Source organism: Butyrivibrio sp. MC2013 (genome assembly GCF_000424585.1).
Classification (GTDB): domain Bacteria; phylum Bacillota; class Clostridia; order Lachnospirales; family Lachnospiraceae; genus Butyrivibrio.
Map to the genome: position 1 here is coordinate 37,239 of NZ_AUKE01000018.1, position 13,422 is coordinate 50,660.

Genomic DNA, 13,422 nt, shown 5'->3' on the forward strand with positions numbered 1-13,422 from the left:
TCCCTTTTGTAAGACTGATATATGTGTGCGCCTTATGGCAGGAGGTGAAGTGTGAAAACTGATATTGAGATCGCAAGAGAAGCCGTGAAGCTACCCATCACAGAGATAGCTTCAAAGCTGGGGATGACCGGGGATGATATTGAGCCTTATGGCAAGTATAAGGCCAAGATCAGCGAGGATTTCTTAAAAGGTCTGGAGGGCAAGCCCCAAGGCAAGCTGGTACTGGTGACCGCTATCAATCCCACACCGGCAGGTGAAGGCAAGACTACTACCAGTATAGGCCTTGCAGATGCGCTTAACAGGATAGGTGTAAAGACCGTGGCAGCTCTTCGTGAGCCTTCACTGGGACCTTGCTTTGGTATAAAGGGTGGTGCCGCAGGAGGCGGATATGCCCAGGTAGTTCCTATGGAAGATCTCAATCTCCATTTTACAGGTGATTTTCATGCGATCACTTCCGCCAATAACCTGCTTGCAGCACTTCTGGATAATCATATCCAGCAGGGCAATGAGCTGGGTATAGATAGCAGACAGATAGTATGGAAGAGGGCTGTGGATCTTAATGACAGGACCCTCCGTAATGTAGTAGTAGGTCTTGGAGCCAAGGCTGACGGCTTTGTAAGAGAAGACCATTTTGTTATCACAGTTGCTTCAGAGATCATGGCAGCTTTTTGTCTGGCTCTGGATATGAAGGATCTCAAAGAGAGACTCTCCCGCATAATCGTAGCTTACAACTTTAAGGGCGAGCCTGTTACAGCAGGAGATCTTCATGCGGTAGGCTCAATGGCAGCTCTGTTAAAGGATGCCATCAAGCCCAATCTGGTACAGACCATTGAACATACACCTGTTATTGTACATGGCGGACCTTTTGCCAATATTGCTCACGGCTGCAATTCTGTAAGAGCTACCAAGGCTGCGATGGCTCTTGGTGATGTAGCTATCACAGAGGCAGGCTTTGGTGCTGACCTTGGCGCTGAGAAGTTCCTGGATATCAAGTGCAGACAGGCAGGTCTTCGTCCTGATGCAGTAGTCCTTGTAGCTACTATCAGAGCGCTCAAGTACAATGGCGGTGTGCCCAAGACTGAGCTCTCCGCAGAGAACCTGGATGCGCTGAAGAAGGGTATCGTCAACCTTGAGAAGCATATCGAGAATCTGCAGCAGTACGGCGTTCCTGTTGTTGTTACCCTTAATTCCTTTGTTACCGACACTGAAGCTGAGATTAGCTATGTAAGAGAGTTCTGCAAGGAGAGAGACTGCGACTTTGCTCTGAGTGAAGTATGGGCCAGAGGCGGAGAAGGCGGCGAAGAGCTGGCCAGGATGGTAATGAATACTCTGAATAATAAGGAGAGTCATTACGCTCCTATCTATCCTGACAAGATGTCTCTGGAAGACAAGATCAGTGCGGTGGCTGAGAAGATCTATGGTGCAAAAGGAGTCGTATATTCTGCAGCTGCCAAAAGACAGCTATCCAAGATCACTGAGATGGGCTTTGGAGATCTTCCTGTATGTATGGCCAAGACTCAGTATTCCTTATCTGATGATCCTGCCCTCCTTGGCAGACCTGAGGATTTTGATATTACTGTCAGAGAAGCTTATGTATCAGCAGGTGCAGGCTTTGTAGTGGCCCTTACAGGCTCTATCATGACTATGCCCGGACTTCCCAAGCGTCCTGCAGCCTTTGACATCGATGTAGATGATGACGGCAATATCATCGGACTCTTCTGATGGCTTTTATGGATGACTTATGAAACGAAAGTGAACTGAGTCATTAGATTATTGATACAGAGGTAGCTGCCATGAAATGTCCACGCTGTGGTGCAGATATTCCGGAAGAAGCTCTTCTTTGTCCGGAATGTGGTGAAGATATTAAATTTGTACCTGAATATGATCCTGAATTTGAGAACAGCATGAGCGAATCCCTGTCAGAACTGGCAGGGGATTTTGGCAAGCTTACAGTAGACAGTAAGACTTCCGCAGCTGCTGATGACATGGATGAAGACGATATTGAGGCGGAGAGGGAGTTTGATGCCAACGAAGAGGGTCATATCCTGGGCAGCCCTGTGCTAACCATATGCTTCATGTGTCTCCTCCTTATAGCTCTGGGCTTTGGAGCTTTTGAATTCGTCACCAAAAGCGGTGTTCTGTCCTTTGAAAAGGACATGAAGGAAGAAGTGTCTCTCACAGATAATATAGATGCCCTGGATGAAGCTACAGCTGATGACACTGGCGATCAGGAAAATGGGGCTGGTGAAGATGCTGCCTCTAATGAGGAAACGTCTGATGATAGCTCTGAGGAATCATCTGAAGAAGAACTCATAGCACCTCCTGAGCCTACCGTGCTTGAAGACAGCGGCGAGTATTCTGAGGTGACCCAGATAGTGGCTGTAGCCCAGGCTGGTTCATCGGTATTCTATACCACTGATGGCACAGAGCCAGGAGCTACAGCAGTGAGATACACTGAACCTATCGCTATGCCTTATGGAGAGAGCGTATTTAAGTTTGTGGCTGTGGATGACGTGACAGGCGCTATGTCAGATATAGTGGAGAGGGAGTACTCCTTTCATTATCCTGTTCAGTTCAGCCACGAGCAGGCTGTATCTGCTCTCTTAAATGAGCTTATAGCCAAGGGCTACCTCCTGGATGGCATGGGCACCGTAGCGGGAATGGAAGGTTACAATCTCTATATCATACAAAAGACCGAGGTGATAGACGGTGCTGATTACTATGTGATCACTGAGAACCATGTCTATCCCGACGGATCCCAGACTCAGTCAGGTCTCCTCTTTGGAGTAAATGTTACCAGCGGACTGGTATACAGACTGGGCAGTGATGAGCAGGGCAATTATTTCTTAAAGCCTCTTACCTGACAGTTTGGGCTTGCAATAATAATGAAGTTGATTTATAGTCTTTTATAGTTTTAATACGTTAAAGCGAAAACGTGAGCTTTAACTTGGCAATGCCAAATATATCAGGCAAGGAGAGAGGATTATGTTCAAGATTTTGGAGAGAAACGTGCTGGCAGCAAACATCTATCAGATGGTTGTTGAAGCTCCCCGCGTTGCTGCAGGATGTCTTCCGGGACAGTTTCTGATAGTACGTGTGGATAATGAAGGTGAGAGGATCCCTCTTACTATCTGTGACTACGACAGGGAGAAGGGAACCGTAGAGATAGTAGTTCAGTCCATCGGTGCAGAGACCAATCAGATTGCCAAGATGCAGACCGGTGACTGCTTTGCTGATATAGTAGGACCTCTTGGTAATCCTTCCGATCTGGTAAAGGAAGACCTTGAGGAGTTAAAGAAAAAGAAGATCGTATTCATAGCAGGCGGTGTAGGTACTGCTCCTGTTTATCCCCAGGCTAAATGGCTTAAGGAGCATGGCGTAACAGCTGATGTTATCATAGGTGCCAAGAATAAGGACCTGGTGATCCTGGAAGAGAGATTTAAGAGTGTTAGCAATCTCTATATCACCACCGACGATGGTTCTTACGGACGCAGTGGTATGGTTACCAAGTGTCTGCAGGATCTGGTAGATGAGGGTCATCAGTATGACCTGTGTATTGCTATAGGTCCCATGATCATGATGAAATTCGTATGCAAGCTGACCAAGGAACTGGGTATCCCAACAGTTGTATCCATGAACACCATCATGGTAGACGGAACAGGTATGTGCGGTGCCTGCCGTCTGACAGTAGGCGATGAGGTGAAGTTTGCATGTGTTGACGGACCTGAGTTCGATGGTCACCTGGTAGATTTTGACCAGGCTATGAATCGTATGAAGCTCTATGCTACAGAAGAGGGCAGACTCAGGCTCGCTCAGGAAGAGGGCAAGACTCACCACGGCGGCTGCGGCGTTTGCTCATAATACTAGTAGTGGACAGATTTCATTATAGAAACGAGGAGACTTATGGCTATAGAAGTTGATGTATTAAAGAGAGTTCCTGTTCGTGAGCAGGAGCCCAAGGTAAGAGCTACCAATTTTGAAGAAGTATGTCTGGGCTATAATAAGGAAGAAGCCGAAGCAGAGGCTACCAGATGTCTTAATTGTAATAATCCCCAGTGTCAGAAGGGATGCCCTGTTGCTATTGATATTCCCGCATTTATACAGGAGGTCAAGGTAGGCAATATCGAAGGTGCTTATCAGATCATCTCCAAGTCTTCAGCACTTCCTGCAGTATGCGGACGTGTATGTCCTCAGGAATCACAGTGTGAAGGCAAGTGTATCAGAGGCTTCAAGGGAGATCCGGTATCTATCGGTAAGCTGGAGAGATATGTTGCTGATACTGCAAGACAGATGGGCATCAAGCCCAACGGCGCTACAGAGAAGAGAAACCACAAGGTCGCAGTGATAGGTTCCGGCCCTTCAGGCCTCACAGCTGCAGGAGACCTGGCAAAGATGGGCTATGATGTTACTATCTTTGAAGCTCTCCATGAGGCAGGCGGTGTACTGGTATACGGTATTCCTGAATTCCGTCTTCCCAAGGATGCTGTAGTTAAGAAAGAGATCGAAAACGTTAAGAGCCTGGGCGTCAAGATTGAGACAGACGTGGTAATAGGCAGAAGCGTTACTATAGATTCACTGATGAAGGACGAGGGCTTTGATGCGGTATTTATCGGATCAGGCGCAGGTCTTCCCAGATTCATGCATATCCCCGGTGAGCAGGCAATGGGCGTATTCTCAGCAAATGAGTTCCTGACCCGTTCCAACCTTATGAAGGCTTTCCGTGAGGATTCCACTACACCTATCATGCATCCCAAGAAGGCTGTTATCGTAGGCGGCGGTAACGTCGCAATGGATGCAGCAAGGACAGCACTTCGTCTGGGAGCAGAGGTACATGTTGTTTACCGTCGTTCCGAAGAGGAGCTTCCTGCGCGTAAAGAGGAAGTAGAGCATGCTAAGCAGGAAGGCATCATCTTTGACCTTCTCACCAATCCTGTAGAGATCCTGGCAGATGAGAACGGCTGGGTAAAGGGTTGCAGATGCATCCGTATGGAGCTGGGCGAGCCTGATGAATCCGGCAGAAGAAGCCCTGTTGAAGTGGCCGGATCTGAATTTGATATCGAGTGTGACTGCGTGATCATGTCACTGGGTACCAGCCCCAATCCTCTTATCAGTTCCACAACAGAGGGACTGGAGATCAACAGAAGGAAGTGTATCGTGGCAGAAGAAGGAAACGGCCAGACTTCCAAGAAGGGCGTATTCGCAGGCGGAGATGCTGTTACAGGTGCAGCTACAGTTATACTGGCTATGGGTGCAGGAAGAGCAGCTGCTCAGGGCATAGATGAATATTTAAAGAGCCTTGACTGATAACAATTCAGTTACAAAAAGTTAACATTATTGCGCGCGCCTGCAGGCCTAATCATGTGTCTGCAGGCGCTTTATTGTGCTATAATGTTCTTGTTGTTTAAAGAATAAGGCTCGCTTTTGGGAAAGGATTCGCCTGCATGGGTTATATGAGCAAAGAAGAGAAGGCAGAAGATAATCATTCCTCTGCAATAGTACTGTTATCCTGCGGTATAGTGGGACTTGCCGGTGTCATATTCATTCTGACCAAGAATCCACTGCATATGCAGCTTTTCAACAGGTATATGTCCGCCGGGGTCATGGGAGCTCTTTTTGTACTCTTTATCGTATCAGGCCTGGTATCTCTCAGGAATTATAAGAGATTCAGCTCTGAGGCTGCTCTGGAGAATAATCTCAGGAGTCAGCTCCATGATTGGTGCCTGGAGAATCTTACACCTGACGAGATCAACAATGCCACGGGAGCCGTGGGAGACAACGCGGAAAATTACTTTGTACGTATCAGCTATATGAAGGAAGCAGTCATGAAGAAATTCATGAACCTGGATGAGAATCTCCTGGACCGTTTCCTGGATAGCTATTACAGTGAAATATACGACAGGATAGGGAGCTGAGAGCTATTAAGATCAGTATATTATGTGTCGGCAGGATCAAAGAGAAATATTGGAATGATGCCATAGATGAGTATTCCAAGCGCCTTTCCAGATATTGCAAGCTGGAGATATGCCAGGTCGCAGATGAGAAGACTCCTGACAAGGCACCGGAGGCTCTAGAGAACCAGATAAAGGCCAAAGAGGGAGCAAGGCTGATGGCCAAGATGGACCCCGCTGCCCTGAAGGTGGCGCTGGCCATAGACGGCAAGAAGCTGGATTCTCCGGGACTTGCAGCCGGGATAGAGAAGGCTGGTCTGTCAGGCATCAGTCATATACAGTTTATAATCGGGGGGTCACTGGGGCTTTCGGAAGAGGTGCTGCGCGCTTCTGACAAAAGGCTCAGTTTTTCGGATATGACTTTTCCCCATCAGATGATGAGAGTAATACTATTGGAACAGATTTACAGAGCTTATAAGATCACTAGCGGGGAACCATATCATAAATGACAAATGAAGGCAGAAAGAGACTTGTGCTGACTGCGGAGCAGATGAGAAATGTGTTCGGCATGAATGACAAGCATATCAGAAAGATCGAAGACAAGCTGGGAGTGACAGTTACAGTCAGAGACGGGGAGATAGTAATAAGAGGAGAAGAGGAAGCTGCAGAGAGCGCCGGTATCATCATAAAAAGGCTCTGTGCGCTGTCCGAAAAGGGAGAAGACGTGGAAGAACAGGCAGTAGATTACGCTATCAGTATCGGCGAAGAGGAGAAGGGCTCAAAGGAGCCGGCGGACAGTAACCTCCTGGCAGATATGAAGAGCGACCTTATATGCCATACCATCACAGGTAAGCCCATAGCACCCAAGACACTGGGACAAAAGAAGTATGTGGATGCCATAAGGGACCACATGATCACCTTTGGCCTGGGACCTGCAGGTACGGGCAAGACCTATCTGGCCATGGCTATGGCTATCACAGCATTCCAGAGAGAGGAAGTATCCAGGATCATATTAACAAGGCCTGCCATTGAAGCAGGAGAGAAGCTTGGCTTTTTGCCCGGTGACTTGCAGAGCAAGGTAGATCCATATCTCAGGCCCCTTTATGACGCCCTCTATCAGATCATGGGCGCTGAGCGCTTCAATGCCAATATGGAGAAGGGTCTTATAGAAGTGGCTCCTCTTGCCTATATGAGAGGCCGTACTCTGGATAGTGCTTATATCATATTGGATGAAGCTCAGAATACTACACCGGCCCAGATGAAGATGTTCCTGACCCGTATAGGCTTTGGCTCCAAGGTCATCGTGACAGGTGATGCCAGCCAAAAGGATCTGGCTCCGGGAAGCCAGTCGGGCCTGGATGTGGCACAGGCAGTACTTAGGGGTATAGATGATATTGCTGTATGCAACCTGACCAGCAAAGACGTGGTAAGGCATCCTCTTGTACAGAAGATAGTAAAGGCCTATGAGGATTACGAAAAGAAGGAAGCTGCCAGAAGCCAGAGACATAAAAATAATGACAGAAAAAAGGGAAGGCTGAGGATATGAAAGAAGATATAGCAGTTTCCGGGGGGAAGAGGCCTTGGCTCATAAGAGCGTTGTCTCCCCTTCTATGTGCTCTTATATATGGACTATTGGTATACGGAGCGGCTATCTACTATCACCTGGACATGGCCGTAGCTGTGAGGAATCTTCTTGTAACAGTATTTGGCACTGTCATCACTGTTTATGTATATAACGATGCCAGGATCAGGGGCAGGCTCTTTTTTGATAATGAGGATCATCCCCTGAGATTCTATGGTCTATTTGCAATATTTGCCCTGGCAGGACTCTTTCTTCCCATGGTCAACAGCATGATATGGCCATTTATCTGTGTATTTGTCATATTATCGCTGTGCTCTGAGAGGCTGCCCGGTATCATAGGCTCTACAGTGCTGTTGATGACAGGTGTGCATCTTACAGCAGATGCATCCTCCGGAGTCTTCTTTATGTATCTGATGGCAGGACTGGTATCTGCTCTTCTCATATGCGGCGCCAGTGAGAGCCTGTCCTTTGGATGGCCTCTTATGGCTTCGCTGATGATACTCCTGGTCATGCTCAGTGCTTATCATCTTCTCTTTCTGAATCAGACCTTTGGCATGAATATGCTGGCAGCGCCCCTGATCAATGCGGGTATCAGCCTGGTGCTCCTACTTATCATGCTCAATTTCTACGGGGTATATGTGGTAAGGGGTAAGAGCGATGCCTATATGGAGATCAATGATCCTGAGTACGGCATTCTTGTAAAACTTAGGAAGGAAGATCCTGCTTCCTATTACAGAGCGGTGCATACTGCATATCTGGCTGAGAAATGTGCAGAAGGACTGGAGCTGGACATAGGAGCCGTGAAGTGCTGTGCATACTATCATGAGCAGCTTGATCCGGAGATTGCAGCAGCTGCATCTGCCAAAGCACCTGCAATAGCATCGTCAAAAGGATTAGCAGAGACAGCCAAAAAAGCATATTCCGCTGCAGGAGAAGATGCCGATGAAGAGATCAGAGCCCTGGCTCTAAAGATGCCCCGTGAAGCAAGGCAGCTCATAAATGAGTACCGAAACGGGGGCAAGAACAGTCCCGTATCCAAGGAGGCTACTCTTGTCAGCCTCTGTGAGGATCTGGTAAGACGTATCACCGAGATATACTCTCTTAACAGCAAAGCAAAGCCTGATACTGACAGGCTGATCGATGATCTTGTAGAAAAGAAAGAGATATATGGTAATCTTAAGGATTCCAGAATATCCATGGCAGAGATAGGTATTATCAAGACTCTATTAAAGAAGGAGAAACAATACTATGATCTTCTCCGTTGATAATGAAACGGGTGCAGCTTTTGATTTTGACATAGAGGAAGTTGCCAGGACGGTATGCAAGGCAGTCCTGGACAGCGAGGGCTGCCCTGAAGAAGTAGAGATAAATATGCTCATAACAGACGACGAAGGTATCCATGAGATGAACAGGCAGTTCAGGGATATAGATAGAGAGACGGATGTACTCTCTTTCCCCAATGTCAGTTATGAAGATCCCGGTGACTTTGGTGTATTTTCGGGGGATCAGAGGGAAGATATCTATGACCCCGATGCCCGGGCTATATATCTGGGTGACATTGTGATCAATGAGAACAGGGTCAGATCCCAGGCTGAGGAATATGGACACAGCCAAAAGAGGGAATTTGCTTTTCTCACAGCTCATTCCATGCTGCATCTGTGCGGTTATGACCACATGGAAGAGGATGAAGCTGCTGTGATGGAAGCAAAGCAGGCGGCTGTACTGGAGGGACTGGGTATCGTGAGAGACTAAGCTGTATCCGGCCCCTAATGTCTTGTGCGGGAGGACTATGACATGAAGCTTACGGGTGAAAGGGTCCAAAAGGCCCATGTTGCTACTCAGGCAGCGATCGCATCTGTGATTGTGCTGATGCTTATCAGGATCATATTGACCAGAAATACCACTTCCCTTGGGGGCGGTATAATATCAGGTCCCTTGGATCTGCTTCTTATAGCTTTTTCTTTTCTCTGCTTTGGACTTGAGCATGCTCTGTCGGGTGCAACCAGAGCACTGGCAGGCCAGCGCAGGTACAAGGACGCTGTCACTACAGCAAAGGGACTTATCCTGAAGGGGATGATCATCGGGGCTGCCGCCGGCTGCCTTGTGATATTGGGATCATTCTTTCTAAGAGATGCTCTGTTTACTTATTCCATTAGCTTTTTGTCCTATTGCACCATAGGCATAGCCATTGTGCTTATGTCTGTCACAGGCGGCATCAGCGGATATCTGCAGGGGCTGGGCTTTAAGGCTGTGGGACTATTATCTTATATCATATTCGACCTGGTATCCCTATTGGTAGCACTCATAGCTTCCGGCTCTCTGAGCGCTTATGGGGAGAAGGTGGGAAGACTCCTTCTCAGGGATGATCCGGCGGCAGGATACGGAGCTTTTGGAGGAAGCCTTGGCTTTCTTGCAGGAGCTGCCTGCATGCTCATATGTCTTATAGTGCTGCAGAGTCTAAGGGCTGCCAAGATCAGGGAATTTACCCGTACCGGTGAGCAGGATGCCAGGGGAGAGATGCTGGGCGTATCCAGGATGGCAATATACTTTGGATTTGTCTTTGGCCTGCCCTTTATACTCCAGCTTAGCGACGAGATCATCTACAGGTCCATGGCTGCTCGTAATCATGTCAAAGGGGATATCATCAGTAATTGGGGTATGTACAGCGGAATGGTCATGCCCTTTGAATGGATGATCATGGGCATAGCTATCATCATCTGCCTTCCCGGTGTCTACAGCCTATGCGCCAGCATAGCACACAAGGACAAGCAGGAGGCGGCAAGCGGTATACTCAGAGGCTCCAGGCTCCTTATGACAGGCCTTATTCCCTGCAGCATATTCACCATGATCCTGGCAGCATCCATACTGAAAGGGATATTCCGTACCCCTTCAGATGATGTGGTAGCTATAGTAAAGTATTGCGCGCCTCTTATAGTGACCATACCGGCGGCTTTCCTTTCTAATTCAATTTTACTAAGGCTACGTGCCTTCAGGGCAGTGCTGATCAATCTCCTTACAGGGGCCTTGGTGCACTATATATTTGCCTTTGTATTATCCGGACCTCTTAAGGCAGAGATAGCCTTTGCGCCTCTTAGCCAGTCGATTTGCTTTGCACTTATCGCTCTTATGGCCTACATCGAGATATCGGGTATGCTGCGTGCAAGGCCCAGCATTGTCAGGGTGATACTGGTGCCGCTTGTGTGCTCGCTGGTGGCAGGTCTTGCCGTATTTGGGCTGGATCTCTTTTTGCCGGAGCTCATAGGCGAAGTGCTGACCATACTGGTGTGTGCGGTGATAGGAGGCTTTCTCTACATCCTCTTTATGCTGATCATGAGAGGCATAGACGAATACGAAGTGGAGAGCATCCCCGGAGCATCCTTCATAGTATTGATCGCCAGGGGCTTCCATTTGATCTAAGTGGTGGGCGGGGGCTGAACGAGGATTGCAACAGCGGGACGGCTCTCGCCTTGGCTGCTCGTCGTCACGTTACTAATATTTGCGGCCCACCTTCGGTGACCCGCAAATAAAGTAACGACGCTCGCAGACACCCGCCTTTTGCAATTCCTCGTGCAGCCCCTCGCGCATGCATTTAGGCATGATGGAGCCCCGTACCCGTAGAACTGCGTCAGCAGTGATTTTATAACGAGCAAAAAGCGAAGCGTTTGCGAGTTTAACGTTAATGTGTATATGAGCAAAGCTTGTTTGGAATCGCCCGTTTATATGACCTATGTAAGAAGTGACTCACATGCTATTAAAAGATAAATTTACACCTGGATCAACATAATAAAAGTGGAGGAAAGATAAATGCCATTTATATCAACTAAGACTAGTGCAATAATAACAAAGGAGCAGGAGCTTCAGCTTAAGGAGCGTCTGGGACAGGCTATCTCTATCATTCCCGGCAAGAGCGAGAACTGGCTGATGTTGGCTATAGAAGGTGATATCCCCATGTATTTCAAGGGGGATAATTCTCAGCCTGTAGCCTTTATCGAAGTGAAGATATACGGCGGAGCTTCAAGTGAAGTATACGAGAAGATGACTGCAGAGCTTACAAGTATATATGGTGATATACTGGGTATTGCACCTAATAATATGTACATACGCTATTTTGGTTCTGACGACTGGGGCTGGAACGGCAGCAATTTCTGAAAATGTATATGTTATTAGACGTACCTTCAGAAACACGCATTTACTGCGTGTTTCGTGAGAACATGTTGCTGGCAAATAGGCCCGGCGGCCCTAGCCGCTCTCAAATGGCCTATTTGCATACATTCTTGGATATTTTATCCAAGAATGTATATGTTATTAGACGTACCTTCAGAAGCACGCATTTACTGCGTGTTTCGTGAGAACATGAATCTGGCAAATAGGCCCGGCGGCCCTAGCCGCTCTCAAATGGCCTATTTGCATACATTCTTGGATATTTTATCCAAGAATGTATGCTATTTAGAGGAGGACAATAGCGGGTGATTTACAACAATGTGCTGGAAGCGGTGGGGCACACACCAATGATCAGGTTAAACAGGATCCCGGACCCAGATGGAGCCGAGATCCTTGTTAAGTTCGAGGGACTGAATATAGGAGGTTCTATCAAGACCAGGACTGCCCTGAATATGATACAGGAAGCTGAGAAAGCAGGGCTTATAAAAGAGGATACTATCATCGTAGAGCCTACCAGTGGTAATCAAGGTATAGGACTGGCTTTGGTAGGGGCTGTTAAAGGTTATAAGATCAGGATCATCATGCCTGATTCAGTCAGCGAAGAGCGAAGGAAGCTCATAGAGCACTACGGAGCAGAGGTGGTGTTGATCCATGATGACGGGGACATAGGAGCATGCATCCGGGAATGTTTGGCAACAGCTCTGAGGATGAGGGATGAAGATCAGGGAGTATTCGTACCTCAGCAGTTTGAGAATCCTGCCAATACCATGGCTCACAAGGATCATACAGCCCAGGAGATATTAGAGGATGTTGAAGGCCCCATAGACGGCTTTTGCTCCGGTATTGGTACCGGCGGCACTATCACAGGTATAGGACAGGCATTAAAGGAGCATTATCCTTCCATAGAGATATGGGCAGCAGAGCCTGAGAATGCGGCTATACTTGCAGGAGGAAATATAGGTACGCACCTTCAGATGGGCATAGGTGACGGCATAATACCGGATATCCTGGATCAGTCCATATATGACGATATATGTGTGATCTCTGATGAAGAGGCTTTAGAGATGTCCAGGCGTCTGTCTGCAGAGGAAGGCATCATGTGCGGCATATCAAGCGGTACCAATGTAGCTGCAGCCGTAAGACTGGCACGTAAGCTGGGCAAGGGAAAGATTGTTGTTGCTGTTCTTCCTGACACGGCAGAGAGATATTTTTCCACGCCTTTGTTTGACTGATAGTGATACATGGCGCATTTGTCTGAACAAGAGATATATCAGATCCCGGACACATGGGCTTGTATGGGATGAATAATAACTGAATAATCAAGAATACGAGACTGTAAAAGGGCTATGGCTCTTTTATGGTCTTTTTCTTTTGCTGTAAATATGTATGTTTGCTGTGATTATAGATAAAAATGTTTAATTAAAATAGTAAAATAATATAACATAAAAAAGTTGAAGTATATAGTAAATAAAAGTTTAAAATAATCTAACTATATTGCGTTAAAATAATATCATTATAATATAAAAACGCGGATAATGTGGCTTGTATAGATTGTAACAAGAGACTAGATAGTTAAAAAAATAGAAATATAATCATATATTAAATGCATAATTAACTTAATAGAAGATATTATGAAAATTCTATTAATTGCCGATATTCTTGTTGAAGTAGCCAAGATTCTTTTGGTTCTTATAAGTAAATAGGAGGGAGCGCGATGAGTTAATGGTGTTTCTGCAAGAAAAGATCTGGTGAATACAAATGGAATAAGTATTTAGTAACTATCAAGGATGG

General features: G+C 47.0%; 12 protein-coding genes. All 12 read left to right on the forward strand.

All coding sequences use genetic code 11. From position 1 onward, the window contains the following. The first annotated feature begins 51 nt into the window (after positions 1–51). The 12 genes from G636_RS0110460 (at position 52) to cysK (ending at position 12,863) form a co-directional block, all read left to right on the forward strand. Positions 52–1,722 carry a formate--tetrahydrofolate ligase gene (locus G636_RS0110460; RefSeq protein ID WP_026508014.1) on the forward strand — a complete coding sequence of 557 codons (1,671 nt, stop codon included), beginning with the start codon at positions 52–54 and terminating at the stop codon, positions 1,720–1,722. A gap of 71 nt (positions 1,723–1,793) precedes the next feature. Further along, positions 1,794–2,864 carry a chitobiase/beta-hexosaminidase C-terminal domain-containing protein gene (locus G636_RS0110465; RefSeq protein ID WP_026508015.1) on the forward strand — a complete coding sequence of 357 codons (1,071 nt, stop codon included), beginning with the start codon at positions 1,794–1,796 and terminating at the stop codon, positions 2,862–2,864. A 121-nt stretch (positions 2,865–2,985) separates the two neighbouring features. Beyond that, entirely contained in the window at positions 2,986–3,861 is an 876-nt protein-coding gene (locus G636_RS0110470) for a sulfide/dihydroorotate dehydrogenase-like FAD/NAD-binding protein (RefSeq protein WP_026508016.1), read from the forward strand. Positions 3,862–3,903: 42 nt separating this feature from the next. Then, positions 3,904–5,304, forward strand: a complete 1,401-nt coding sequence (gene gltA / locus G636_RS0110475) for an NADPH-dependent glutamate synthase (protein WP_035779503.1) — start codon at positions 3,904–3,906, stop codon at positions 5,302–5,304. Positions 5,305–5,450: 146 nt separating this feature from the next. Further along, positions 5,451–5,912, forward strand: a complete 462-nt coding sequence (locus G636_RS0110480) for a hypothetical protein (RefSeq protein WP_155832378.1) — start codon at positions 5,451–5,453, stop codon at positions 5,910–5,912. Positions 5,913–5,917: 5 nt separating this feature from the next. After that, complete coding sequence (gene rlmH / locus G636_RS0110485) at positions 5,918–6,397, forward strand: 23S rRNA (pseudouridine(1915)-N(3))-methyltransferase RlmH (RefSeq protein ID WP_026508019.1); 480 nt, start codon at positions 5,918–5,920, stop codon at positions 6,395–6,397. Next, positions 6,394–7,434: a PhoH family protein gene (locus G636_RS0110490; RefSeq protein ID WP_026508020.1), complete on the forward strand. Its 1,041-nt coding sequence runs from the start codon at positions 6,394–6,396 to the stop codon at positions 7,432–7,434. Before rlmH ends, G636_RS0110490 begins: the two co-directional genes overlap by 4 nt. Next, positions 7,431–8,735 (forward strand): hypothetical protein, encoded by a 1,305-nt coding sequence (locus G636_RS0110495; RefSeq protein ID WP_026508021.1) that lies wholly within the window; start codon positions 7,431–7,433, stop codon positions 8,733–8,735. Before G636_RS0110490 ends, G636_RS0110495 begins: the two co-directional genes overlap by 4 nt. Next, on the forward strand, positions 8,719–9,222 hold the full coding sequence (ybeY, locus tag G636_RS0110500) for an rRNA maturation RNase YbeY (RefSeq protein ID WP_026508022.1): 504 nt from the start codon (positions 8,719–8,721) through the stop codon (positions 9,220–9,222). The genes G636_RS0110495 and ybeY overlap by 17 nt, the downstream gene beginning before the upstream one ends. A gap of 42 nt (positions 9,223–9,264) precedes the next feature. Further along, entirely contained in the window at positions 9,265–10,887 is a 1,623-nt protein-coding gene (locus tag G636_RS0110505; RefSeq protein ID WP_026508023.1) for a polysaccharide biosynthesis C-terminal domain-containing protein, read from the forward strand. Positions 10,888–11,274: 387 nt separating this feature from the next. Continuing rightward, on the forward strand, positions 11,275–11,619 hold the full coding sequence (locus G636_RS0110510; protein ID WP_026508024.1) for a phenylpyruvate tautomerase MIF-related protein: 345 nt from the start codon (positions 11,275–11,277) through the stop codon (positions 11,617–11,619). Between the two features lie 317 nt (positions 11,620–11,936). Next, a complete protein-coding gene (cysK, locus tag G636_RS0110515) occupies positions 11,937–12,863 on the forward strand; it encodes a cysteine synthase A (RefSeq protein WP_026508025.1) in 927 nt (308 codons plus the stop codon). The last annotated feature ends 559 nt before the right edge of the window (positions 12,864–13,422 follow it).

Excerpts from the sequence above, each read along its gene's own strand:
- ybeY (WP_026508022.1), top strand. The coding sequence starts at position 8,719 with ATGATCTTCTCCGTTGATAATGAAACGGGTGCAGCTTTTGATTTTGAC.
- G636_RS0110505 (WP_026508023.1), top strand. The coding sequence starts at position 9,265 with ATGAAGCTTACGGGTGAAAGGGTCCAAAAGGCCCATGTTGCTACTCAG.
- G636_RS0110470 (WP_026508016.1), top strand. The coding sequence starts at position 2,986 with ATGTTCAAGATTTTGGAGAGAAACGTGCTGGCAGCAAACATCTATCAG.
- gltA (WP_035779503.1), top strand. The coding sequence starts at position 3,904 with ATGGCTATAGAAGTTGATGTATTAAAGAGAGTTCCTGTTCGTGAGCAG.
- G636_RS0110480 (WP_155832378.1), top strand. The coding sequence starts at position 5,451 with ATGAGCAAAGAAGAGAAGGCAGAAGATAATCATTCCTCTGCAATAGTA.
- G636_RS0110510 (WP_026508024.1), top strand. The coding sequence starts at position 11,275 with ATGCCATTTATATCAACTAAGACTAGTGCAATAATAACAAAGGAGCAG.
- G636_RS0110495 (WP_026508021.1), top strand. The coding sequence starts at position 7,431 with ATGAAAGAAGATATAGCAGTTTCCGGGGGGAAGAGGCCTTGGCTCATA.
- G636_RS0110490 (WP_026508020.1), top strand. The coding sequence starts at position 6,394 with ATGACAAATGAAGGCAGAAAGAGACTTGTGCTGACTGCGGAGCAGATG.
- G636_RS0110465 (WP_026508015.1), top strand. The coding sequence starts at position 1,794 with ATGAAATGTCCACGCTGTGGTGCAGATATTCCGGAAGAAGCTCTTCTT.